The organism is Vogesella facilis (assembly GCF_042648525.1).
GTDB classification, from domain to species: domain Bacteria; phylum Pseudomonadota; class Gammaproteobacteria; order Burkholderiales; family Chromobacteriaceae; genus Vogesella; species Vogesella facilis.
On the sequence record NZ_JBHRXN010000026.1, the window covers coordinates 18,059 to 40,455 of the forward strand.

The 22,397-nt window shown below is 68.4% G+C and carries 18 protein-coding genes; 5 read left to right on the forward strand and 13 right to left on the reverse strand.

From position 1 onward, the window contains the following. Nucleotides 1-66 precede the first annotated feature (66 nt). From ACFOLG_RS09075 to ACFOLG_RS09085, 3 genes are read left to right on the forward strand one after another with little or no spacing between them, the layout of a single operon-like run. The gene (locus ACFOLG_RS09075; protein ID WP_386090999.1) at nucleotides 67-756 is read left to right on the forward strand and encodes an ABC transporter permease; all 690 of its coding nucleotides are present in this window, start codon (nucleotides 67-69) and stop codon (nucleotides 754-756) included. Next, on the forward strand, nucleotides 753-1,466 hold the full coding sequence (gene hisM, locus ACFOLG_RS09080; protein WP_386091000.1) for a histidine ABC transporter permease HisM: 714 nt from the start codon (nucleotides 753-755) through the stop codon (nucleotides 1,464-1,466). The genes ACFOLG_RS09075 and hisM overlap by 4 nt, the downstream gene beginning before the upstream one ends. Nucleotides 1,467-1,485: 19 nt before the next feature. Next, nucleotides 1,486-2,247, forward strand: coding sequence for an ABC transporter ATP-binding protein (locus tag ACFOLG_RS09085; protein ID WP_386091003.1), 762 nt, complete (start codon nucleotides 1,486-1,488; stop codon nucleotides 2,245-2,247). A gap of 103 nt (nucleotides 2,248-2,350) precedes the next feature. Here the strand turns inward: ACFOLG_RS09085 and ACFOLG_RS09090 are convergent, their stop codons facing one another. The 4 genes from ACFOLG_RS09090 to ACFOLG_RS09105 all read right to left on the reverse strand — a co-directional run bounded on the left by ACFOLG_RS09090 (nucleotide 2,351) and on the right by ACFOLG_RS09105 (nucleotide 6,448). Continuing rightward, nucleotides 2,351-3,208, reverse strand: a complete 858-nt coding sequence (locus ACFOLG_RS09090; protein WP_386091005.1) for a 23S rRNA (adenine(2030)-N(6))-methyltransferase RlmJ — start codon at nucleotides 3,206-3,208, stop codon at nucleotides 2,351-2,353. A gap of 108 nt (nucleotides 3,209-3,316) precedes the next feature. After that, on the reverse strand, nucleotides 3,317-4,087 hold the full coding sequence (locus ACFOLG_RS09095) for a pseudouridine synthase (protein ID WP_386091007.1): 771 nt from the start codon (nucleotides 4,085-4,087) through the stop codon (nucleotides 3,317-3,319). Between the two features lie 281 nt (nucleotides 4,088-4,368). Next, entirely contained in the window at nucleotides 4,369-5,175 is an 807-nt protein-coding gene (gene dkgB / locus ACFOLG_RS09100) for a 2,5-didehydrogluconate reductase DkgB (RefSeq protein WP_386091009.1), read from the reverse strand. A gap of 67 nt (nucleotides 5,176-5,242) precedes the next feature. Beyond that, entirely contained in the window at nucleotides 5,243-6,448 is a 1,206-nt protein-coding gene (locus ACFOLG_RS09105) for an MFS transporter (RefSeq protein ID WP_386091011.1), read from the reverse strand. Between the two features lie 98 nt (nucleotides 6,449-6,546). Here ACFOLG_RS09105 and ACFOLG_RS09110 point away from each other — a divergent pair, with 98 nt between their 5' ends. Continuing rightward, on the forward strand, nucleotides 6,547-7,443 hold the full coding sequence (locus ACFOLG_RS09110; protein WP_386091013.1) for a LysR substrate-binding domain-containing protein: 897 nt from the start codon (nucleotides 6,547-6,549) through the stop codon (nucleotides 7,441-7,443). Between the two features lie 91 nt (nucleotides 7,444-7,534). Here ACFOLG_RS09110 and ACFOLG_RS09115 read toward each other — a convergent pair whose 3' ends face one another. The 8 genes from ACFOLG_RS09115 to ACFOLG_RS09150 form a co-directional block, all read right to left on the reverse strand. Beyond that, nucleotides 7,535-8,863 (reverse strand): MFS transporter, encoded by a 1,329-nt coding sequence (locus ACFOLG_RS09115; protein WP_386091015.1) that lies wholly within the window; start codon nucleotides 8,861-8,863, stop codon nucleotides 7,535-7,537. Nucleotides 8,864-8,900: 37 nt separating this feature from the next. Further along, on the reverse strand, nucleotides 8,901-9,416 hold the full coding sequence (locus ACFOLG_RS09120) for a gluconokinase (RefSeq protein ID WP_386091017.1): 516 nt from the start codon (nucleotides 9,414-9,416) through the stop codon (nucleotides 8,901-8,903). A gap of 124 nt (nucleotides 9,417-9,540) precedes the next feature. Next, nucleotides 9,541-10,560, reverse strand: a complete 1,020-nt coding sequence (locus ACFOLG_RS09125) for an HTH-type transcriptional regulator GntR (RefSeq protein ID WP_386091019.1) — start codon at nucleotides 10,558-10,560, stop codon at nucleotides 9,541-9,543. A 56-nt stretch (nucleotides 10,561-10,616) separates the two neighbouring features. Further along, entirely contained in the window at nucleotides 10,617-11,630 is a 1,014-nt protein-coding gene (locus ACFOLG_RS09130; RefSeq protein ID WP_386091021.1) for a transporter, read from the reverse strand. A 124-nt stretch (nucleotides 11,631-11,754) separates the two neighbouring features. Then, nucleotides 11,755-13,155 (reverse strand): EAL and HDOD domain-containing protein, encoded by a 1,401-nt coding sequence (locus ACFOLG_RS09135; RefSeq protein ID WP_386091022.1) that lies wholly within the window; start codon nucleotides 13,153-13,155, stop codon nucleotides 11,755-11,757. A gap of 184 nt (nucleotides 13,156-13,339) precedes the next feature. Continuing rightward, on the reverse strand, nucleotides 13,340-14,923 hold the full coding sequence (locus ACFOLG_RS09140) for an ABC transporter substrate-binding protein (RefSeq protein ID WP_386091024.1): 1,584 nt from the start codon (nucleotides 14,921-14,923) through the stop codon (nucleotides 13,340-13,342). 149 nt (nucleotides 14,924-15,072) lie between these two features. Continuing rightward, on the reverse strand, nucleotides 15,073-16,173 hold the full coding sequence (locus tag ACFOLG_RS09145) for a GNAT family N-acetyltransferase (protein WP_386091026.1): 1,101 nt from the start codon (nucleotides 16,171-16,173) through the stop codon (nucleotides 15,073-15,075). Continuing rightward, a complete protein-coding gene (locus tag ACFOLG_RS09150) occupies nucleotides 16,170-17,387 on the reverse strand; it encodes a DUF3419 family protein (protein ID WP_386091029.1) in 1,218 nt (405 codons plus the stop codon). Before ACFOLG_RS09150 ends, ACFOLG_RS09145 begins: the two co-directional genes overlap by 4 nt. A gap of 390 nt (nucleotides 17,388-17,777) precedes the next feature. On the opposite strand from ACFOLG_RS09150, the gene ACFOLG_RS09155 reads away from it, so the two are divergent. Next, nucleotides 17,778-21,143: an EAL domain-containing protein gene (locus ACFOLG_RS09155; protein ID WP_386091031.1), complete on the forward strand. Its 3,366-nt coding sequence runs from the start codon at nucleotides 17,778-17,780 to the stop codon at nucleotides 21,141-21,143. A gap of 14 nt (nucleotides 21,144-21,157) precedes the next feature. On the opposite strand, the gene ACFOLG_RS09160 is transcribed toward ACFOLG_RS09155, so the two are convergent. Continuing rightward, nucleotides 21,158-22,159 (reverse strand): YVTN family beta-propeller repeat protein, encoded by a 1,002-nt coding sequence (locus tag ACFOLG_RS09160; protein WP_386091033.1) that lies wholly within the window; start codon nucleotides 22,157-22,159, stop codon nucleotides 21,158-21,160. Nucleotides 22,160-22,397 lie beyond the last annotated feature (238 nt).

A 22,397-nucleotide genomic window follows, 5' to 3' on the forward strand; every position in this document is an offset into this window, starting at 1 on the left:
TTCAGTTGCACTTTCCGCCATTGGTTCACTCTCGCCAATGGCGGTTTTTTTCGAAAGGAACTCCCGATGCTGTTCTATGGCTATGAAGCCCAGATCATCGCCGGCACCTGGATGACGGTGAAACTGTCGCTGCTGTCCTTGCTGCTGGCCATCGTGTTCGGCCTGGCGGGCGCGCTGTGCAAGCTGTCGCCGCAACCGCTGTTGCGGCGGCTGGCGCAGGGCTATTCCACGCTGATCCGCAGCGTGCCGGACCTGGTGCTGATGCTGCTGCTGTTCTACAGCCTGCAGATTGCGCTCAACCAGCTCACCGACGCGCTGGCGCTGCGGCAGATCGATATCGACCCGTTCGCCGCCGGCGTCATCACCATCGGTTTCATCTACGGCGCCTATTTCACCGAAACCTTCCGCGCCGCGTTTCTGGCGGTGCCGCGCGGCCAGCTGGAGGCGGCGGCGGCCTATGGCATGGGCCGGGTGCTGTTGTTCCGCCGCGTGCTGTTCCCGCAGATGATGCGCTTCGCGCTGCCCGGACTCGGCAACAACTGGCAGGTGCTGATCAAGGCCTCGGCGCTGGTGTCCATCATTGGCCTCGCCGACATCGTCAAGGTCACCCAGGACGCCGGGCGCAGCACCATGGCGATGTTCGAGTTCTGCTTCCTGGCCGCCTTCATCTACCTGGCCATCACCACGGTGTCCAGCGTGCTGCTGCACCGGCTGGAGCGGCGCTACAACCTGGGCGTGAAGGAGGGCAGGCTGTGATCGAAATCCTGCAACAGTACTGGCTGGCCTATCTGTGGACCGACGGCCAGCGCCTGTCCGGCCTCGGCATGACGCTGCTGCTCTTGCTGTGCACCATCGGCATCGGCTTCCCGCTGTCGGTGCTGCTGGCGGTGGCGCGGGTGTCGCAGCGGCGTGCGCTCAGCCTGCCGGTGTACCTGTACACCTATTTCTTCCGCGGCACGCCGCTGTACATCCAGCTGCTGATTCTCTATTCCGGCGTGTACAGCCTGCAGCTGGTGCAGCAGCAACCCAGCCTGAACCAGTTCTTCCAGGACGGTTTCAACTGTGCGCTGCTGGCCTTCGTGCTGAATACCAGCGCCTACACCACCGAGATCCTGGCCGGCGCCATCCGCAGCATTCCGCACGGCGAGATCGAGGCGGCCGAGTCCTTCGGCATGTCGCGCTGGAGCATGTACCGCCAGATCATCCTGCCGTCGGCGCTGCGCCGCGCGCTGCCCAACTACAGCAACGAGGTGATCCTGATCCTGCACGCCACGCCCATCGCCTTTACCGCCACGGTACCGGAGCTGCTGAAGGTGGCGCGCGACGTCAATTCGGCCACCTATGCCTCGTTCGAAGCCTTCGGCACCGCGGCGCTGATCTACGCCGCGGTGTCCTTCCTCATCGTCTGGATCTTCCGGCAGATGGAACGGCGCTGGCTGGCCTTCCTGCACACCGGCAGCCATTGAACCCGGCACGGAGACAAACATGTACACACTGATCGTGGACGACATCCACAAGAAATTCGGCGCGCACGAGGTGCTGAAAGGCATCTCGCTCAAGGCCCGGCAGGGCGATGTGATCAGCATCATCGGCTCGTCCGGCTCCGGCAAGAGCACCTTCCTGCGCTGTATCAACTTCCTGGAAACGCCGTGCGCCGGCAGCGTCACCCTCGGTACGCACGTGCTGCACGCTCCGCGCGACGGCAAGGCCGGCGGCCGGCAGCCGCGCGAGCTGGCCACCATGCGCAGCCGGCTGGCGATGGTGTTCCAGCACTTCAATCTGTGGAGCCACATGACGGTGCTGGAAAACATCATCCAGGCGCCGCTGTCGGTGCTGGGCATCAGCCGCGACGAGGCGCTGCAGCGCGCCCGCAAATACCTGGCCAAGGTGGGGCTGAACAGCGGGGTGGAGGCCAAGTACCCGTCGCAGCTGTCCGGCGGCCAGCAGCAGCGCGTGGCGATTGCCCGCGCGCTGGCGATGGAGCCGGAGGTGCTGCTGTTCGACGAGCCGACCTCGGCGCTGGACCCGGAGCTGGTGGGCGAGGTGCTGAAGGTGATGCGCGCGCTGGCGGAGGAGGGGCGCACCATGGTGGTGGTCACCCATGAAATGGGCTTCGCCCGCGAGGTGTCCAGCCAGGTGATCTTCCTGCACCAGGGCCGCATCGAGGAGCAGGGGCCGCCGCAGCGGCTGTTCCAGCAGCCGGCCAGCGAGCGGCTGCAGCAGTTCCTGCGCGGCAGCCTGAAGTAAGCGTTGCAGGCCGGGCCGCAGTCAGGGGGCGGCCCGGCCCGCGGCCGCGCGCGCGACAAGGTTGGCCGCGGCCGTAAAAAGCCCGGCGCACGGCCGGGTGGGGTCAGTTCTTCTGGTGGCCGTTCTCGTGGTAGGCCAGGCTGTAGCCGGCGCCATCGTCCACCGCCAGCGCGTCCTGCAGCCACGGCAGCACGGCTTCCAGTTCGCGTTGCAGCGTCCACGGCGGGTTGACCACGAACATGCCGCTGCCGTGCATGCCGAAGCCATCCTGCGACGGCTTGCGCACGCTGAGGGTAACGTCCAGCCAGCTGTGGCAGGGCAGCTTCTTCAGCTCGCGCACCATGTCGCCCACATCCTTGCGCTGCAGCAGCGGGTACCAGATGGCGTAGCTGCCGGTGGCGAAGCGCTTCAGCGCCTCTTTCATCGCCCGCACCACGTGCTGGTAGTCGCCCTTGTCCTCGTACGGCGGGTCGATCAGCGTCAGCGCGCGGCGCGGCGGCGGCGGCAGGATGGCCTTGATGGCCTCGAAGCCGTTGGCCTTGTCCACTTTCACGCGGCGGCCGCCGTCGGCAAAGCAGTGCGACAGCAGCTCGAAATCGCTGGGGTGCAGCTCGAACAGCCGCAGCTTGTCGCTGCTGGCCATCACCTCGGCGGCGAACCACGGCGAGCCGGGGTAGTGGCGCAGCTCGCCGTCCGCGTTCATGCCGCGTACCACCTCGAGATAACGCTGTACCAGCGCCGGCGCATCGTCGCGCTGCCATAGCCGCGCCACGCCATCGACGTATTCGGCGGTCTTGGTGGCATAGCCTTCGGTGAGGCTGTAGGCACCGGCGCCGGCGTGGGTGTCGATGTACCAGAAAGCGCCTTTCTGGCCGAGATAATCAAGAATCTGCACCTCTACCAGGTGCTTGAGGACGTCGGCGTGGTTGCCGGCGTGAAAGGCGTGGCGATAACTGAGCATGGGCGTGGGCAATCAAAAACAGCCCGCCATTGTAGCGCAAGGCGGGGTCGGGAGCTGCGGCGCTGCGGCGCTGCGGCGTTTTTCCGGCCGTTTTCGCCCGCTGTCGTGCTAGTTCGCCGGATCGCGCCCGGCGGCCGTCTCGCCTAGCCATGCCGCCGGCAGCGCGGCGCGCCAGCCCAGCTCGCCGATGAGGCGGGCGAAGTCGCCAGTGAGCGGTGCGGTCAGGCACAGCGCCTCGCCCGTTACCGGGTGCGGCAGGCGCAGCTCCACCGCGTGCAGCAGCATGCGGCCAACGTTGAACTGCTGCTGGAAGAAGCGGTTGTGCACGCCCTTGCCGTGGGTGGCGTCGCCGATGATCGGGTGGGCGATGTGCTTGAGGTGGCGGCGCAGCTGGTGGCGGCGGCCAGTTTCCGGCTGCAGCTCCACCAGCGCGTAGCGGCTTTGCGGGTAGCGCTCCACCGCGAACGGCAGCTCGCAGCGCGCCAGCGTGCGGTAGCGGGTGAACGCCGGCTGGGCGTTGAGCTGCGCGTCGCCGTGCACGTATTCGCGTTCGTCCGGCTGGCGGGTGATGGCGTGGTCGATATCGCCGCTGTCGGCCGGATGGCCGCGCACCACTGCCAGGTAGGTCTTGCCGGGCTGGCGTGTGGCAAAGCCGTCGTTGAGCAGCCGCGCGGTGGCGGCGTCCAGCGCGAACAGCAGCACGCCGCTGGTGCCGCGATCCAGCCGGTGCACCGGAAACACCTGGCGGCCGATCTGGTCGCGCAGCAGCTGCACCGCGAAGCGGGTTTCGCGGCGATCGATCTCGCTGCGGTGTACCAGCAGGCCGGAGGGCTTGTCGATGGCGATCAGGTAGTCGTCGCGGTAGAGAACGGTGAGCATGCGGTGGGCCGGCGGCAAAAGCGCGCATTCTACCGCAAGCCGGCGCGCGGGTTGGCCGCATGGCGGCGGCCGCGCTTGTAGCCGGCGGGATGGCTGCCGCCGGTGAGGCTGCCTGCCGCGGCCATGTCGCCGCGACGACGGCTTTTTCGGTGGTGCCGCTCCGCGCCGCGAGGGTGGTGATGGGCGACTGATGCCGCCTGGCATGACCAAGCCCTTGCACAGTGTGCAAGGGCTTGGTCATGGGGCAGGGCAGTTGCCGCGGCCCTGTCTTGCCGGCTGGTTCAGTCGTCCCAGGCCGGCGCCAGGCCGTCCGGGTTGACCTGGCGCTCGCCGCGTTCCAGCGCGTCGATGGCGGCCATATCGTCCGCGCCCAGCTGCAGCTGGCGGGCAGCTAGGTTGCCCAGCAGGTTGTCGCGGCGGGTGGAGGAGGGAATCACCGCGTAACCGTGCTGCAGCGCCCAGGCCAGCGTCACCTGCGCTGGTGTGGCGCCAAGGCGGTCGGCAATGGCTTGGATCACCGGCTCCTGCAGCAGCTTGCCGTAGCCCAGGGTCATGTAGGAGGTGACGGCGATGCCCTGCTGCTGCAGGAAGCTCACCAGCCGGCGGTTCTGCAGATAGGGACTCAGCTCGATCTGGTTGGTGGCGATCTCGCCGGCGCCCACTACCGCGATGGCGCGCCGGGTCAGTTCGATATTGAAGTTGGAGATGCCGATCTGCCGTGTCAGCCCCTGCGCCTTGGCCTCGGCCAGCGCCGCCATGTATTCCTCCAGCGGCGTGGCGCCGCCCGGCGCCGGCCAGTGGATCAGCGTCAGGTCCACCGCCTCGGTGCGCAGCTTGTCCAGGCTGGCGCGCAGGCTGGGGATCAGCTTGTCGGCGGCGTAGTTGGCGGTCCAGATCTTGGTGGTGACGAACAGCTCGCTGCGCGCCACGCCGGATTCGGCAATCGCCTGGCCCACGTCGGCCTCGTTGTCGTAGATCTGCGCGGTGTCGACGGCGCGGTAGCCCAGCTGCAGTGCGGTGCGCACCGAGTCGATGACGGTCTGGCCCTGCAGGCGGAAGGTGCCGACGCCGAATGCCGGAATGCTCATGATGTGTCCTTGGGTGAATTGATGAGTCAAAAAGGTTGGCCGCAGGCCGTGCCGGCGGCCAGGTCTATCAGTGTGCCGTCAGCGGGCTGGCCGGGCGGGCCAGCGGGTGGTGCCCGGCGCGGCGATCCAGCCGGCCGGACCAGCCGGTGAGCAGCCAGGCGGCCAGCACGATCAGCGCGCCTATCCACGGGGTGTGCATGATGCCGAGGCTGGCCACGATGTGGCCGCCGGCCCAGGCGCCGAAGGCGATGCCCACATTGAAGGCGGCGATGTTCAGGCCGGAGGCTACGTCCACCGCCTGCGGGGCGGCGCGCTCCGCCTGCTGCACCACGTACAGCTGCAGCCCGGCCACGTTGCCGAACGCCACCGCGCCCCACAGCAGCACGGTCAGCACCACCAGCCATTTCGACGCCGCGGTCAGCGTCAGCAACAGCAGCACCGCCGCCAGGCCGGCAAAGATGATCTGCAGCGCGCGCACCGGGCCGAGGCGGTCGGCCAGCCGGCCGCCCCATACATTGCCCACCGCCACGCTCAGGCCGTAGGCCAGCATCACCAGGCTCACCGCCGGGGCGGGGAAGCCGCTGACCTGTTGCAGCATCGGCGCCAGGTAGGTAAAGGCGGTGAAGGAGCCGCCGTAGCCCAGCGCGGTCATGGCGTAGACCAGCAGCAGCCGCGGTTTGGCCAGCACCGCCAGCTGGCTGGCCAGCGCGGCGGGCGCCGGGCGGGCGATATTGCGCGGCACCAGCAGCAGGCTGCCGATGAAGGCCACCACCCCCAGCAGCGACACCGCCAGGAAGGTGCTCTGCCAGCCGAACAGCTGGCCGATCCAGGTGCCCAGCGGCACGCCGCTGACCAGCGCCACGGTCAGGCCGGAGAACATCATGGCAATGGCGCTGGCCGCTTTTTCGCGCGGCACCAGGCCGGTGGCGATGGTGGAGCCGATGGAGAAAAACACGCCGTGCGCCAGGCCGGTGAGGATGCGCGCCATGATCAGCGCCTGGTAGCCGGGCGCCTGCCAGGCCACCAGGTTGCCGAGGGTGAACAGCGCCATCAGGCTCAGCAGCAGCGCCTTGCGCGGCATGCGGCCGCTGAGCGCGGTGAGCAGCGGTGCGCCCACCGCCACACCCATGGCGTACAGGCTGACCAGCAGCCCGGCGGAAGGCAGCGACACGTGCAGGTCGGCGGCAATGGTGGGAATCAGACCGACAATCACGAATTCCGTGGTGCCGATGGCGAAGGCGCTCAGGGTCAGCGCCCAGAGGGCAAGAGGCATGGCTCGCTCCTTGAATGAACTGGAGTGGCGATTATCTGTGCTTGCACTGCCGGGAAAAATGGCGGTAAATGGCAAAATCATGTGACTGGAAATCAACAATGCTATCCAGCGATACCCTGGGCGTGTTCGTGGCGGTGATAGAGGCCGGTTCGTTTACCGCCGCGGCCGAGCGGCTGGGGCTGACGCCATCCGGCATCAGCCGCAGCATCGCCAAGCTGGAGAAGCAGCTGGGCGTGCGGCTGATCACCCGCACTACGCGGCGGCTGGATCTCACCGAGGAAGGGCAGTGGCTGCTGGCCAGCGCGCGCGACATTCTGGCGCGCATGGAGGAAACCGCGCTCACCCTGCAATCGGCGGCGGAGCACCCGTCCGGGCTGCTGCGCGTCAATGCCGCCACCCCGGTGTTCAACCACCTGCTGGCGCCGCTGCTGCCGGAGTTCCAGCGCCGCTACCCGCGCATCCGCCTGGAGCTGGTGAGTGGCGAGACCATCATCGACCTGATAGAAGAACGCGCCGACGTGGCGATACGGGTGGGGCAGCTGCAGGATTCCACGCTCAGTGCCCGGTTGCTGTGTGAAAGCCGCCTGCGGCTGCTGGCGGCGCCGGGCTATCTGCAGCGTTGCGGCCAACCCGACACGGTAGAGGCGTTGGCCGCACACAGCCTGCTGGGCTTCACCCAGCCGGCGTCGCTGAATATCTGGCCGCTGCGCCATGCCGGCGGCGACGGCTACCCGGCAGCGGCGGCGATCAGCACTTCCAACGGCGAAACGCTGCGCCACCTGGCGCTGCACGGCAGCGGCATCGCCTGCCTGTCGGATTTCATGACTGCCGAGGATGTGCGCGCCGGGCGGCTGGTGCCGGTGCTGCCGGCACAGACGCTGGACTGGCGGCAGCCGATATGGGCGGTGTACTACCGGCAGGGCTTTCTGGCGGCGCGGGTGTCGCACTTCGTCGCCTTTCTGGCCGAGCAGCTGCAGGGCCGGCTGCCGGGGTAGCCAGCCCGTCGCGGCATGAAAAATGCGGCCCTGCCGCGAGGCAGAGCCGCATGCTTGCGTTGCCGGCGGCCAAAGGTTGGCCGCAAGCCGTTTACGCTGCGCTGCGCTTGGCGCTATGGTCTGCTGCCCCGGCCTGGCTGGCCGGCTCCGGAATCGGCTCGATGCGGCCGAGCAGGAACACGAAGGCGGCCATGCCGATCAGCAGCATCACGCCCGCCACCAGGAAGGCATTGCTGAACGAGTGGGTGCTGCCGACGATGATGCCGGTAACGATAGGGGCGATGGCGCCCATCATGTTGTTGGCGAAGTTCATGATGCCGCCCACGGTACCGGTGCCGCCCTGCGGCGCGATCAGCGACGGCAGCGACCAGCCCACCGGCGCGGCGGCGGCCAGGCCGCTCAGCGCGATGGTGATCCAGATGATGGCGATGTACGGATCCTGGGTGGTGGTGGTGCCGAACACCGCCAGCCCCAGCAGCATGCCGCCCAGCAGCACGCCCTTGCGCACGCGGGTTTCATCGTGGCCGCGGGCGATCAGGTGGTCGATCAGCCAGCCGCCCACCAGCAGGTCGGACAGGGTGGCGAACATCCACGGAATGGCGGAGAACCAGGCGGATTTCAGGATGCTCATGTGCATGCTCTGCACCAGGTAGCCCGGCAGCCAGGTCAGGAACAGGTAGAACACATAGCCGTAGGCGGCAAAGCCGATGGACAGCCCCCACACCTTGCGCTGGCGCAGCAGGTAGCCCAGCATCTGCAGCGAGCCGCCCTGGGCGCCGCCTTCCGGCGTGGCGCCACCGTCCACGATGTGGCGGTATTCCTCGGCCGACAGCTTGCTGTCCTTGCTCGGGTCGCGGTAGATCGCCCAGAAGGCGATGAAGTACAGCAGGCTCAGCACCGCGGTGAGGCCGAAGCCCCAGCGCCAGCCCAGATGCACTACCGCCAGCGCCACCAGTGGCACGCCGATCACGTTGGAGAACTTGGCAGCGGCATCGAAGATGGCGGTGGCCATGGCGCGCTCACGGCGCGGGAACCAGTAGCCGGTGGCCTTGGAGCTGGCCGGGAAGCCCGGCGCCTCGGCCACGCCCAGCAGCGCGCGGGCGGCGAAGATGCCGCCAAAACCGCCGGCCAGCGCGGTAAGGGTGGCGGCCACGCCCCACAGGAAGGCGCCCCAGCGGCCCACCTTGCTCACCCCGAAGCGGTCCAGGATCATGCCGGTGGGAATCTGCAGCAGCGCGTAAGTCCAGAAGAAGGCGCTGAACAGCAGGCCCAGGTCGCTGTTGTCGAGGTGGAACTCGCTTTGCAGCTGCGGTGCGGCCACCGACAGGCTGATGCGGTCGAAGTAGTTCACCAGGATGCCGATGCCCAGCAGGGTACCGATCTGCCAGCGGCGGCCGCCGCGTGGTGTGCTTGCAGTCATGGATGTGTCTCCTCTGATTCTCTGGTTGTGTGTGTTGTTACTGCCGGGTTGACCGCAGGGAGAGGCGGTCGAGAATGCGTTGCGTGATGGCTTCCGGCGCTTCGCCCACGTTCACGGTGAGCGCGTTCTCGTCGGCGGCCGGCGGCTCCAGGTCGGCGAACTGGCTGGCCAGCAGGCTGCTGGGCATGAAGTGGGCGCTGCGCTGCTGCATGCGCGGCGCGATCTGCTCCGGACTGCCGGCCAGGTGCACGAACAGGATGTCCGGGTCGGCGGCGCGCAGGATGTCGCGGTAGCGGCGCTTCAGCGCCGAGCAGGCCAGCACGCTGCCGCTGCCGGCACGGCTGGCGGCCAACCTTGCCGCCAGCGCTTCCAGCCAGCCCTGGCGGTGGCTGTCGTCCAGCGGCGTGCCGGCGCTCATCAGCGCGATGTTTTCCGGCGGGTGGAAGCTGTCGCCTTCGATGAAGGCGGTGCCCAGTACGGCGGCCAGCGCCTGGCCGATATGGCTCTTGCCACAGCCGGCCACGCCCATGATCACGATATTGTTTGCTGTCATGTTAGCGCTAACATTGTGAGGTGAAAAAAGTTGGCCGCATCCGGGCCAACACGCTGGCGCAATGTTAGCGCTAACAATTTTTCACGCGCAATGCCCGGCGAGGGCGTTATCGCGGCAGGGCAACTCAGCTGCTTTTTCTATGTTGCAGCGCAAAACCCAGGTCGATACAGGCCGGGCGCGTGGTTTCCCCGCGCAGTCGCGCCAGCAGTTGCTGCGCTGCAATGCGGCCAATGTCATGGCGGGGTGTGGCAATTGTGGTCAATGGCGGGGTAGTCCAGGCGGCGGGGGCCAGGTCGTTGAAGCCGGCCACCGCCAGTTGGCCGGGCACGGCGATGCCGCGTTGCTGGCAGCGCGCCAGCAGGCCGATGGCCAGGTCATCGTTGCAGCAGAACACCGCGTCGCAGTCCAGCTGTGCGGCCAACAGCGCATCCAGCATGTCGGCGCCCATCTGCATGCTGGAAGGCCGCGGGTCCAGCAGCTCGCGTGCCGGCTGGTGGCAGCCGGCGGCGGCCAGCGCGGCGCGGTAGCCGTCCAGGCGCTTCTGCACCCGCTCGTCCAGCTGCGCGCCGAGGAAGGCGATGCGGCGCCGGCCGCGCGCCAGCAGGTGTTCGCACATCGCCCGCCCGGCGTCTTCCTGCGAAAAGCCGACGCAGTCGCGGCCGTCGGCGGTGAGATCCATCATGTGCACCGCCGGCAGCCGGTGGCGCGCCAGTAGCTGGCTGAACTCGGCGCTTTGTGCCAGCCCGGTAAGCAGCAGGCCGTCCGGGCTGTGCTCCAGGTAGGCGCGCAGCAGCTGCAGTTCCTGCGCGGCGTCGTAGTGGGTATTGCCGATCAGCATCTGGTAGCCGGCCGGCTGCAGCACTTCCTCGATGCCGGCCAGGGTGTCGATGAACACGGTGTTGCTCAGCGAGGGAATCAGCACCAGCACGGTGTGCGAGCGGGCGGAGGCCAGGTGGCGCGCGGCGCGGTTGGGCACGTAACCCAGCTGTTCCACCACCGCCAGCACCTTTTCTCGCAGCGCTTCCGACACCTTGTCCGGGGTGTGCAGCACGCGCGACACGGTGATGGCGCTGACGCCGGCGGCCTGGCCGACGTCGTGCAGGGTGACGCCGCTGCCGGCGCGGATGCGGGACTTTCTGGGCATGGTGGATGCTTGCAGGCTGGAAACAGCGCCGATTCTAGCGCAGCGCCGGCGTTTGATCAGCCGGCCTTCTTGCGGAACGCCCACACCCCGGCCAGTGCGGTGAAGCCGGCGACGAAGGCCAGCAGCAGCCAGAAGCCGTGCGGGTGGCCGGCCAGCGGGATGCCGCCGACGTTCATGCCGAACAAGCCGGCGACGATGTTGATCGGCAGCGCCAGCACCGTCACCACCGTCAGCGTGAACAGCGTCTTGTTGCTCTGCTCGTTGAGCATGGCGGCCAGTTCTTCCTGCAGCAGCTTGATGCGCTCCACCAGCGTGGCCAGGTCGTTGAGCACCAGCGAGAACTCCTCGGTGGATTCGCGCAGCGCCTGCACGTCTTCTTCCAGCAGCCAGGCCGGCGGGCGGTTGAGCAGGCGGAACAGCGCGCCGGGCTCCGGCGCCAGCAGGCGCTGCAGCCGCACCAGCGCGCGGCGCATGGCGGCCAGCTCGGCGCGGTTGTCCTGCAGGCGCTGGGCCAGCAGCTTGTCCTCGATGCCGTCCACCTCCGCCGTGGTGTCGCGCACGATGCGCGCCAGCACCTCGGCCTGGTCCTGCAGCAGGTGCACCAGCAGCGCCTGCGGCGAGTGGAAGCGCCCGCCGCGTTTCACCGCCGCCCGCAGCTGGTCCACCGAGCGTAGCGGCCGGGCGCGCGCGGTGATCAGCAGCCGCTGGCCGGCGTAGACCAGCATGCTGGCGATATCGCTGGACTGCAGGTTGAAGTGGAAGCTGACGTCGTTGATCACCGCCAGCAGCGCCTGCTCGGCCGGTTCAATGCGGGTAGCGCTGCTGCCGGCGCGCAGCATGTCGAAGAAATCGTCCGGCAGCGCGAGATTGCCGCGCAGCCAGCGCTCGCAGGCGGCATGCGCCAGGTTGAAGTGCAGCCACAGAAAGCCTTCGCTCTGCGGCTGCTGCAGCCAGTGCAGCGCGGCGGCGGAGTCGATCTCCCGGCCGGCCTGGCGGGCGTCGAAGTGAAAGCCGCAGATCAGCCCGATCTCGTCCGCGCCGTAGGTGGCAAGCCTGGTGGTCACATGCATGGCAGGGGGCGGCTCCGCGCGGGCTGGGCAAGAACCCGGGCAGGCCGGGACAATCAGCCCGGCATGCTAGCGCCGGCAGGTGACAAGCGCGTGTCAGCGGCGCCAAAGGTTGGCCGCAGGCCGGTTACACGCCATCCACATTGCTCTGCACGTCGCTTTCGGTCAGTACTTCCTGCGCCCACACCACCGCATCCAGATACAGGCCGGTAACCTGTTCCAGGCTGACGCGCTGCGCGGCGCACAGGCTGGCGATGGCCGCGCTGTCGTCGTCCTCGCAGGCCAGCGCCAGCTGCAGCGGCGCGGCGAACAGGCCCTTGTCGTGCAGCAGCGCATCGGCAATGGTGCTTGGCAGCTCCAGCGGCGCCAGCGCCTCGGCCTGGCTGCTGTGCAGCAGCGCGCCCAGCAGCGAGAACATGCCGGTGAGGAACAGGTGTTCGGCCTCCAGCTTGTTGCCGTGGCGCAGCCCCAGCTGCTCCATGAAGCGGCCGCGGATCAGCGATTTCTCCATCAGCGTCAGCGCGGCGCCGTTGTCGCGCTCGGCAGTGAACAGCAGCAGCGACAGCCATTTGAACAGCGTGTCGCGGCCCAGCAGCATGATGCTTTCCTCGATGCTCTGTATCTTGCGCGCCAGGCCGTTCACCGGCGAGTTGACGTAGCGCAGCAGCTTGAACAGCAGCAGCGAATCCAGCTTGAACTGCGCCTCGATGCTGGCCGGCGACGCGCCGGCGCGCAGCAGGCGCATGATCTCCAGCACCCGGCCCTGGTTGGGCGCCTCTTGCTTGCGGCTGCCGCCGGGCTGCGCCACCCCCAGGTAGGAGCCGTGGAACAGCGCAAAATGCTGGCTGCCCGGCGCATGCTGGCACAGCGCCAGCTCTTCGGCGGAATTGATATTGCGCGCCAGCCAGCGCAGCTGGCTGAAGCGCTGCGGCAGCTGTTCCAGCAGCGGGAACAGCGCGCGGGTGTTGGGGGCGGCAAAGTCCAGCACCAGGTAGTCCATGCGCTGGTACAGCGCCAGCGCGCGCGCCTGGCTGCCAAAGCGGGCCGGTTCGGCGGCAAAGCGCCAGCCGGCCTGGCGCAGCATGTCCAGCCGCGCCAGCAGCACGTCGTCCAGCGCATCGCCTTCCTGCGCTTCCAGCACGAAGATGCAGCTGGTCAGCGGCAGCTGCTGCGTGGCGAGGTCATCCAGCGACGCCAGCGACAGGTGGATGAAGGCGCGGCGGTAGGCCAGCAGGCGGAACACATTCATATTGCGCAGCGTGCTCAGCAGCAGCTGGTCGAAGGTGCGCTGGTGCGCGCGCGAGCGGGCCGCCTGGCTGCCCTTGACCACGAACTCGTAGGCCACCACCCGTTGCGCCTTGTCCTGCAACGGCTGGTGGGCGACGAAGCCCAGCGACTGCACCTGATCCAGCGGCGCGGCGTGATCGGCGGCACTGGCGGCGGCCACGGGGGCGGGCGGCGTGGAGCGGGTTTCGGCGGCGGGGGTGGCGGTTTTGCCCAGCAGGCCGCCCAACAGTTTTTTCAGCATCGGTGGTTTCCGGCGCAACAGCGATGGCTGAGTTTTAGCGTAAAAGCGCAGGCGGCGCCAAGCGCGCCGGGCCGGTCTGGTGGTCGGCTGCGCGGCGTTGCGGCCCGCGTTACGCCAGCCCCAAACGCGCTGCGGCCAACCTTGGCGCCAAGGTTGGCCGCAGGCCAGGCGGTGTCGGCGCGGCTTACTTGACGACGGCCTTGCTGAAATCCACCCGCCCGAACGGGCTGACCTGGTAGCCGCTGACCGTGCTGCTGGTGAGCGTGGCGGCGGTGGGGTGCGCCAGCGGCAGCCACAGCGCCTGTTCCTTGATCAGCTGCTGCGCACGGGCGTAGTTGGCGGCGCGCAGTTTCGGGTTGGCCACGTGGCGGGCGTCGGTGATCAGCTTGTCCAGCGCCGGGTCGCAGTAGCGGGCGAAGTTGGTGCCGGACTGCACCGCGGCGCAGCTGAACTGCGGGGTGAGGAAGTTGTCGGCGTCGCCGTTGTCGCCGGCCCAGCCCATGAACAGCAGGTCGTGCTCGCCGGCTTTGCCGCGCTTGATCAGCTCGCCCCATTCCAGCACCTTGATCTCGGCGCGGATGCCGATCTTGGCCAGGTCGGCCTGCAGCACTTCGGCGCCGGCTTTCGGGTTCGGGTTCAGCGTGCTGCCGGTGGGGCGCACCCAGATGCTGGTGTCGAAGCCGTTGCCGTAGCCGGCGTCGGCCAGCAGCTTCTTGGCGCGAGCGAGGTCCTGCGGGTAGTCCTTCACTGCCTTGTTGTAGCCGAAGGTGGACGGCGGGAACGGGTTGTTGGCGGCCACGGCGCTGCCGACGAATACCACTTTCAGGTAGTTGGCCTTGTCGAACGCCAGGTTCACCGCCTGGCGCACGCGCTTGTCGTCAAATGGCTTGTGCTGGCTGTTCAGCGCCACGAAGGCGGTGGAGAACATCGGCGTGCTCAGCACTTTCACCCGTGCATCGCCGGCCACGTCGTTGATGTCCTGCGGTTTGGGGCTGAGCGCGATCTGGCATTCGCCGGCCTTCAGCTTTTGCGCGCGCACCGCGCTGTCCGGGGTGATGGCGTAGATCAGGCGCTCGGCCGGCGGCTTGCCGCCGAAGTAGGCCGGGTTGGCCGCATAGCGCACCGCGCTGTCCTTGGCCAGGCTCTGGAACACGAACGGCCCGGTGCCCACCGGCAGGCTGTTCAGCTGGTCGAAGTTGCCGGCCTTGGCCAGCTGCTCGGCATATTCGGCGGAGTAGATGCTGGCAAAGCCCATGCTCAGCAGTGGCAGCAGGGTGGCGTCCGGCTGGTTCAGTTCGAAGCGCACGGTACGCGCATCCACTTTCACCACCGCCTTGATCAGCTTGTCCAGCTGGAACGATTTGGCGTGCGGGTAGCCGGTGGGCGCACTCTTGTACCACGGGTGCGTCGGGTCCAGCATGCGCTGGAAGCTGAACACCACGTCGTCGGCGTTCAGTGGGCGGCTGGGCTTGAACCAGGCGGTCTTGTGGAAGCCGACGCCGGGGCGCAGGCTGAAGGTGATGCTCTGGCCGTCGGCGGCCACCTGCCAGCTGCTGGCCAGGCTGGGCACCAGCTTGCCGGCGCGGGCGTCGTAGTCCACCAGGCGGTTGAACAGCACGTCGGCGCTGGCATTGGTGGTGGTCAGCGAGTTGTAGCGCACCACGTCGAAGCCTTCCGGGCTGGCTTCGGTACACACGGTCAGGGGTTTGGCGTAGGCGGTGGTGCCGCAGGCCAGCACGGCGGCCAGCAGGGTCAGTCGGGTGCGCATGCAATCTCTCCACAAGGCAAAACGGCGCAGGGCTGCGCCGTTACGGTGTCAAAGGCAAAAAACAATGGCGCAAGCATAACCCGGGAGCCGGCCGTGCGGCCAAGCAGAAAATCCGCTAAGCATATGCCGCTTTCACCAAAGGACAGGGGCTAGCCGTAGCGCTGCAGCAGGGGCGTGGCGGTGTTGTGCAGCAGCGCCGCCAGCGTGGACAGCGCCAGCTGCTGGCGCTTGCCCAGGTGGCGCGCATACACCGCGCTGTATTCCAGCTGCGGCTCGCCGCCGCGATGGCGCTTGAACGAGCCGGCGCCGGCGCTGTAGTGCAGCCGCAGCCCGCGCTGGCGCGCCTCGCGCAGTAGCAGCGCCATCAGCCGGCGGTACAGCCCCAGCGCCGCCGGCAGCCGGGTGTCGTAGCCCAGCATCGGCGTGGTCAGCCAGCCGTGGCGTTGGTACAGGCCGATGCAGCCCACCACATTGCCGCCCAGCTCCAGCGCGTACAGCTCCAGGAAGCGCTGCTCGTGGCACAGGCGGAAGAAGCGGCTACTGAAATCCGGGTTCAGCGCCGAGTGTTTGTCGATGAACAGGTCACGAAAGCAGTACTGCAGCTGCGGCAGCTGCTCGGCGCGGATGTCGTCCGGCCCCAGCAGGCGCAGGTCCGGCTGCTCCAGCAACGCCTGGTCGCGTTTCACATTGCTGCGCCGCCACAGTGCCGGCGCTTGCGGATCGCACAGGTAGACCAGCCGCGCCGGCAGCAGGCTCCAGCCCTGCTCAGTCAGCAGCTGCGGCAGCCCGGGGTTGGCCGCGGCGCAGACATTGCGCAGCAGCAGCGGCTGTTCCGGCTGCTGCGCCAGCAGGCTGTCGCGCAGTGCGGCCAGATCGGGCGCTTGCCAGTCCGGCTGCAGATTGGTGGACAGCAGCCAGTTGCCCGGCAACAGCGCACTGTCCAGCCGCGCGGCGCTGATCAGCCCGGACAGCGGCGATGCGGCCAACGTGGCCAGCGCCTGCACGCGGCTGCCGTGGCGGCGTGCCTCGGCCTGCGGGTAGCGCAGCCAGGCCGAGCGCGGGCTGGCCACGTAGCTGTCCTGCGCGGAAAACTGCGCCAGCTGCGTTACCGGCAGCGGGCCGTGGCGGCTGGCACACACCTCGATCTGGCATGGCGCATTGCTCACCCAGTGCTGGCCGCCGTGCTGCCGCGCCAGTTGCAGCCAGCTGGCATCGGCGGCCGGCGCCAGCGGCTGATGCAGCCGGATCATGTGCGCTTGCTGTACACGTGCACGCCGCCGTAGATGGCGGAGCGGTCGCGGGCATGCAGGCTGCGGTTGGTAGCCGGGTCGGTGTGCCAGCAGGCCATCAGCTGCGGCGCCAGCCGGCCTTCCAGCGGCGAGCGGCTGCCGCCGGTGCGGAACACCACGCGCGCGCCCGGCGCGGCGGTGCGGGTGATCTGCCGCCACAGCGCGTTGAGCTGGGCATCGTCCATCCAGTCCTGCGCGTCCAGCAGCAGGTAGCCGTCCAGCGACTGCGGCGCGCAGCCATCGAGGAAATCGGTCAGCGAGCCGTGGTGGCTGAGCAGGCGCGACAGGTTGTGGCGGATGGTTTCGTAGTGGCGCGACTGCAGATACATCGGCAGCGCGTCCTGCTGCGTCAGGTCGTAGCGGCGGGCAAACGCCTGCTGCGCAAACGGGTTGCCGGCCAGCGGAAAGTCGCAGGCCAGCCGCTGCAGCCGCTCGCGGAACAGCGCGGCCAGATCGCCGCCGGCATCGGCGCGCAGCGCGGCAAACTGTGCCGGCGGAATGCCCATGCTGTACAGCAGGCTCTCGCGGCGGGCGAGGAAGCGCAGCAACGGGTGGCGGAATACCGGCGCCAGGTGGCGCTCGAACAGCTCGCGCTGCTCGGCCAGGTTGGCCGCATCCGCCAGCCGCGCCAGGTTGCCGCCCAGCAGCCGTGTAACCAGGTGACCAAAGCCGATGAAGCGCCCCAGCAGGCCGTGGCGATAGCCGTGGCGGGCAAACTGCTGGTAGCGCTGGCGGCCGCGCCAGTCCTTGCCTTCCCAGTACTGGCGCGCCGCCACCGGCAGCTGCGGCGCCACGTAGCGGCGAAAACGCTGCGGGTTGTGCTTGCGGTCGGCGCTGCCGAGGAAATCCAGCAGCGTCTGGTAGTCGGGCAGGGTGGCGAAGGCGGCCTTCTTCAGCGCCAGCATCGCCAGATGGCTGTGGTTGAGATCCACCGCGTGCACCACCGCCGGCTGCTGGCTGAGGTAGGCCAGCGCATTGCAGCCGCCGGAGGCGATGGTGAGCAGGCGCGCGCCCGGTTGCAGCTGCAGCGCCTCGATGTCGATCTGCGGGTCTTCCCAGATCTGCGCATACACCAGCTGGCTGAACCAGCGCGCAAACAGCCGGTCGCCCAGCGCTTTCAGCCCGGTGGTGGTGGAATTGTTGACGGCTTGGTGAACCAGGGTATGCGTGCTCATGCTGACTCCCGCGGTGGCGTTTGTCGCATGGTGCCGGCAGTGCATGGCAGTGGTGTGACGGCGGGATGTGGGATTTATGTCAGCCGGCCAGGCTGGCGGCCTGCCGGGCAGGATGGCCGCGGCACTGGCGGCAACTTGAAAGCGGCCGGTATCAAACCGGGCAACGGCTTGTTATCGCTACTGCAATGCATTGAACAGGTTGCAAATTATTGTTGTTTCGCGCGGCGATCTTTCCCAATATGAATGGAGTTTGGCTCATGACGAATCATTGATTTGCCGTGGCCGCGCCGCGACAGCTGCATTGCCGCCGCCGGCCGGCACGGCAGTCGTTAGCAGCGGCAGCCGCTCGCAGGCCGGATGGCCGCTGCGCATTTTGAAAGAGGCATTATTTTGTGGCTCAGTTTTGAATCCAGACTGCTGGCGGCCATCTCGGCCGCCGTGCTGGTGGTGGCGGCGCTGTCGCTCACCATCTGGAAAATCGCCGAGGACGCCACCCGCTCGGCGCAATGGGTTTCCCATACCCATGAGCTGCTGCATCTACTGGCCCGCTCCCGCGGCTATACCCTGCAGGTGGAGCTGACCATGCAGGGCTTCCGCCTGAGCGGCGACCCGGCGTATCTGCAGGAACGCGATGCGGCCATTTCCTCGCGTGCGGATTCGCTGCAACAGATCCAGCGCCTGATCGCCGACAACCCGCAGCAGCTGCAGCGGCTGGCGCAATTGCGCCAGGTGCTTGCCCAGCGGCTGGCCATTGCCCGCCAGGTGGAGCACTTGCGTATCGCCGAGGGCGAGGCGGCGGCCAACGCCTACCTGACGCTGGCGCCGCTGCGGCAAACGCGCGCCATCACCTACGGCCTGCTCAGCGCCATGGACAAGGAGGAGCGGCGGCTACTGGCGCTGCGTGACGCGGCGTATGCCGGTGCGCGGCAGACGCTGGTGCGCACCGGCACCCTGGTGGGCGGCATGCTGGTGCTGCTGTTGCTGGCCACCTATTTGCTGGTGCGCCGGCAGATGCGGCTCACCGAGGAACACCGGCGTGAGCTGGCCGACAGCGAGGAAAGCCTGTCCACCACGCTGCATTCGATCGGCGATGCGGTGCTGGCCACCGACAACGTTGGCCGCATCACCCGCATGAACCCGGTGGCCGAGCTGCTTACCGGCTGGACGCTGGCGCAGGCCCGCGGCCGGCCGGTGCAGGAGGTGTTCTGCATCGTCAACGAGCAGACCCGCGCCCCAGCGGTGGACCCGGTGGCGGCGGTGCTGGTCAGCGGCCGCACCCAGGCGCTGGCCAACCATACCGCGCTGATCGCCCGCGACGGCAGCGAATGCCCGATCGCCGACAGCGCGGCGCCGATCCGCGATGGCAGCGGCGAGCTGCACGGCGTGGTGCTGGTGTTCCGCGATGTCAGCGACGACCGCCGCGCCGAGCGGATCATCCGCGAGCAAAACTCCCTGCTGGCGTCGCACGTGCGCGAGCGCACCGCGCAGTGGCAGGCCAGCGAGGACCACCTGCGCAGCGTCATCCGCGCGGTGCCGGCGCTGATCGCCTACGTGGACGCCGAGCGCCGCTATGTCTATGTCAACGAGCAGTACCAGCAGCGCTTTGCGCCGGAGGTGGCCGACCTGGCCGGCTGCACGGTGGCGGAGATTCTGGGCGAGCAGCGCTATGCGATCGCGCGGCCGTTGATCGACAAGGTGCTGCGGGGCGAGCCGCAAGGCTATGACTGGCAACCGTTTGCCGGCGTGTGGCAGAGCATCCGCTATGTGCCGAAGCAGGATGCCAACGGCGCGGTGGTCGGCTACTACGTGCTGGGCACCGACATCACCGAGCGCAAGCAGTCCGAAGAAAAGATCGTGTCGCTCAACACCGAGCTGGGGCTGCGGGTGCGCGAGCTGGAGCACGTCACCCGCGCCTTGCGCACGCTCAGCGCCGGCAACCGCGCCATGCTGCGCGCCGACAACGAGCAGCAGCTGCTGGACAGCATGTGCCAGGCCATCGTGCAGGCCGGCGGCTACAGCATGGCGGTGATCTGGTACCAGCTGGACGGCAGCCAGATGCCGCTGCGGCCGATGGCGCACGAGGGCTACCCGGGCGGGCTGGCGGCGCTGATGGAGCTGGGGCTGAGCGCAGTCGATGACGAGCGCGGCCAGAGCGTCTCGCCCAGCGCGATCCGCAGCGGCGAGGTGCAGCTGGTGCGCGACATGCAGCTCGACCCGCACCATGCGCCGTGGCGCGACCAGCTGGACGGCCCGACCTCGGGGCTGGCCTGCCCGTTGTGGGTGGGCGGCCGGGTCATCGGCGCGCTGACCATCTACGATGCCGAGGCCGACACCTTCGACGCCGACGAGATCGCGCTGCTCACCGAATCCAGCGAAGACCTGGCCTTCGGCATCGCCACGCTGCGCACCCAGGCGGAGCAGGAGCAGACCCGCGCCACCATGCACCACATGATGCGTTACGACGCGCTGACCGGGCTGCCCAACGCGCTGCAGTTCGAGGAGGTGCTGGCCGCCGCCATCGCCGCCTGCGCGCAGAGCGGCCAGCAGCTGGCGACGCTGCAGTTCAATATCGAGCGGCTGGGCGAGATCAACGACGCGCTGGGCTTCATCTACGGCGACCAGATCCTGTGCGACTTCGGCACCCGGCTGCAGAACAGCGTGCCGGCGCCGGCGCTGGTGGCGCGGGTGCGCGGCGACGAGTTTGCCATCCTGCTGCCCGGCTGCGATGCCATGGCGGCGCTGGCGGTGGTCGACGACATCGAAACCAACCTGCTGCGGCCGTTCCCGGTGGCGGACATCGCGCTCGATGTCACCGCCCGCGCCGGCATCGCCATGTTCCCGGACCACGGCACCACGCCGCACAACCTGCTGCGGCGCATGGACAAGGCGGTGCACCAGGCCAAGAAACAGGGCCTGAGCCATGTGATTTTCGATCCGGGGCAGGCGCACGCCCAGGCCGAGCGGCTGATCATGGTGGGCGAGCTGCGCCGCGCCATCGAGGGCGGCGAGCTGCGGCTGCATCTGCAGCCCAAGGTGGCGTTCGCCTCCGGGCGCATCTGCGGTGCCGAGGCGCTGGTGCGCTGGCAGCACCCGCGGCGCGGGCTGCTGTTCCCCGGCGTGTTCATCGCGCTGGCCGAGCAGACCGGGCTGATCCGCCCGCTGACCGAGTGGGTGATCAGCGCGGCGCTGGACCAGTTGCAGCGCTGGCAGGCGCAGGGCGCGCTGCTGCCGATCGCCGTCAACCTGTCGGCACGCAATCTGCGCGACGAGGGCTTGCAGGACAAGATTCGCCAGTGGCAGGCGGCGCGGGGGCTGCCGGCCGGCTGGCTGGAGCTGGAAATCACCGAAAGCTCGGTGATGGAAGACCCGGAGCTGGCGCTGAACCTGCTGCATGCGCTGCGCGCGGACGGCATTCCGCTGTACGTCGACGATTTCGGCACCGGCTATTCCTCGCTCAGCTATCTGCAAAAGCTGCCGGTGGACTACATCAAGATCGACCAGTCGTTCGTGGCCAAAATGTCCAGCAGCAACGATTCGGCCATGATCGTGCGTTCCACCATCGATCTGGTGCGCGACCTGGGGCGCAAGACGGTGGCCGAGGGGGTGGAGTCGCTGGCGCACTGGCAGCAGCTGGCCGCGCTGGGCTGCGATTTCGCCCAGGGCTACTTCATCGCCAAGCCGATGCCGGCGGAGACCTTCCTCGACTGGGCCGCCAGCTACACCCCGCCTGCCACGGTGCCGGATGCGGCCAACTAGGCGCGCTTGCCGGCCTAGTCGCGGTAGCTGATGCCGTTGGGGCCGGCGCCCACCGGGTAGCTGGCCACCACCTTGTGCTGCGCGCTGTCGATCACCGCCACGGTGGCGGATTCGATATTGCTGACAAACACATACTGGCCGTCGCTACTGATGGCCACGCCGTGCGCGCCGGGGCCGGTGCTGACTTCGGCAATCACGCTGCCGGCGCGGGGGTCGACCACGGTGACACGGTCATCCGGCTGCTGGCGGCTGCCCTGGTTGGCGACAAACACCTGCCGCCCGTCCGGGGTGGCCATCATCTGGATTGGCGTGCGGCCAACCTTTACCGTGCCGCTGAGCGTGCGCCGGGCGGTATCGATCAGCCCCAGCGCATTGTCGGCGCTGAGCGACACATAGGCCTGCTTGCCATCCGGCGCAAAACCCACCTGCACCGGCGCCTTGCCCACGGCGATGCGCGCCACCTCGCGCCGCGCCGCCACATCCAGTACCGATACCGAGTTGTCCTGCATATTGGCGACGTAGATCGACTTGCCGTCCGGGCTCAGCCGCAGGCCATGCGGATAGGCGCCGGTGCGGATGCTGGCGGTGTGCCGGCGGCTGGCCAGGTCGTACACCTGCACGGCGTTGTTGCTGGCATCGCTGACAAACGCGGTGTTGCTGGCGGCGTCGGTAATCACATGCCCCGGATGGCCGGCCACCGGCAGGCGGAACGTTGGCCGCGCGCCGAGCGGCAGCTCGAAGACCAGCAGTTCGCCCGCCGCCTGTCCGTCGCCGTGGTGGCCGGCATGCGGGTTCATGCCCACCGCCAGCAGGCGCTTGCCATCCGGCGTTACCTGCACATTGTGCGGGGCGATGTCGACGGCGACCGTGGCGACGCTGCCGGCGGCCAGGTCGAGCTGGCTGATGGAGTTGCCACGCTCGTTGGCGGTAAACACCGTGCCGGACGGCGCGGCCTGCGCGCTGGCGGCCAAGAGCGAACAGGCCAGTAACAGTGGGGCGGAAAGCAGGGTACGCATGGGGAAATCCTTGTCGAAACCGCCGGCACAGGCCGGCGGCGCGGGGAGGGGAGCGGCCAGCTTGCCGCAGCGCGACCCCGCTTTCCTTGTTCTGGGTAAAGACAATCGCCTTGGCGCGGCGCCAGCTTGGCCGCCGGCACGATCAAGCAGCGCGCGGTGCCGCTTGCACGGTGTTCCGGCGCGGCTGGCGGCCATTGCCACGGCGGCGCCTGCTCTTTTACCCGTCGGGAATAAAGCC

What these genes read in the sequence shown, in the direction of transcription:
- ACFOLG_RS09095 (WP_386091007.1), bottom strand. Translation starts at nt 4,087, where the DNA reads ATGCTCACCGTTCTCTACCGCGACGACTACCTGATCGCCATCGACAAG.
- ACFOLG_RS09125 (WP_386091019.1), bottom strand. Translation starts at nt 10,560, where the DNA reads ATGCCCAGAAAGTCCCGCATCCGCGCCGGCAGCGGCGTCACCCTGCAC.
- ACFOLG_RS09135 (WP_386091022.1), bottom strand. Translation starts at nt 13,155, where the DNA reads ATGCTGAAAAAACTGTTGGGCGGCCTGCTGGGCAAAACCGCCACCCCC.
- ACFOLG_RS09120 (WP_386091017.1), bottom strand. Translation starts at nt 9,416, where the DNA reads ATGACAGCAAACAATATCGTGATCATGGGCGTGGCCGGCTGTGGCAAG.
- ACFOLG_RS09145 (WP_386091026.1), bottom strand. Translation starts at nt 16,173, where the DNA reads ATGATCCGGCTGCATCAGCCGCTGGCGCCGGCCGCCGATGCCAGCTGG.
- ACFOLG_RS09140 (WP_386091024.1), bottom strand. Translation starts at nt 14,923, where the DNA reads ATGCGCACCCGACTGACCCTGCTGGCCGCCGTGCTGGCCTGCGGCACC.
- ACFOLG_RS09110 (WP_386091013.1), top strand. Translation starts at nt 6,547, where the DNA reads ATGCTATCCAGCGATACCCTGGGCGTGTTCGTGGCGGTGATAGAGGCC.
- ACFOLG_RS09150 (WP_386091029.1), bottom strand. Translation starts at nt 17,387, where the DNA reads ATGAGCACGCATACCCTGGTTCACCAAGCCGTCAACAATTCCACCACC.
- ACFOLG_RS09130 (WP_386091021.1), bottom strand. Translation starts at nt 11,630, where the DNA reads ATGCATGTGACCACCAGGCTTGCCACCTACGGCGCGGACGAGATCGGG.
- ACFOLG_RS09160 (WP_386091033.1), bottom strand. Translation starts at nt 22,159, where the DNA reads ATGCGTACCCTGCTTTCCGCCCCACTGTTACTGGCCTGTTCGCTCTTG.
- dkgB (WP_386091009.1), bottom strand. Translation starts at nt 5,175, where the DNA reads ATGAGCATTCCGGCATTCGGCGTCGGCACCTTCCGCCTGCAGGGCCAG.
- ACFOLG_RS09105 (WP_386091011.1), bottom strand. Translation starts at nt 6,448, where the DNA reads ATGCCTCTTGCCCTCTGGGCGCTGACCCTGAGCGCCTTCGCCATCGGC.
- ACFOLG_RS09075 (WP_386090999.1), top strand. Translation starts at nt 67, where the DNA reads ATGCTGTTCTATGGCTATGAAGCCCAGATCATCGCCGGCACCTGGATG.
- ACFOLG_RS09115 (WP_386091015.1), bottom strand. Translation starts at nt 8,863, where the DNA reads ATGACTGCAAGCACACCACGCGGCGGCCGCCGCTGGCAGATCGGTACC.
- ACFOLG_RS09085 (WP_386091003.1), top strand. Translation starts at nt 1,486, where the DNA reads ATGTACACACTGATCGTGGACGACATCCACAAGAAATTCGGCGCGCAC.
- ACFOLG_RS09090 (WP_386091005.1), bottom strand. Translation starts at nt 3,208, where the DNA reads ATGCTCAGTTATCGCCACGCCTTTCACGCCGGCAACCACGCCGACGTC.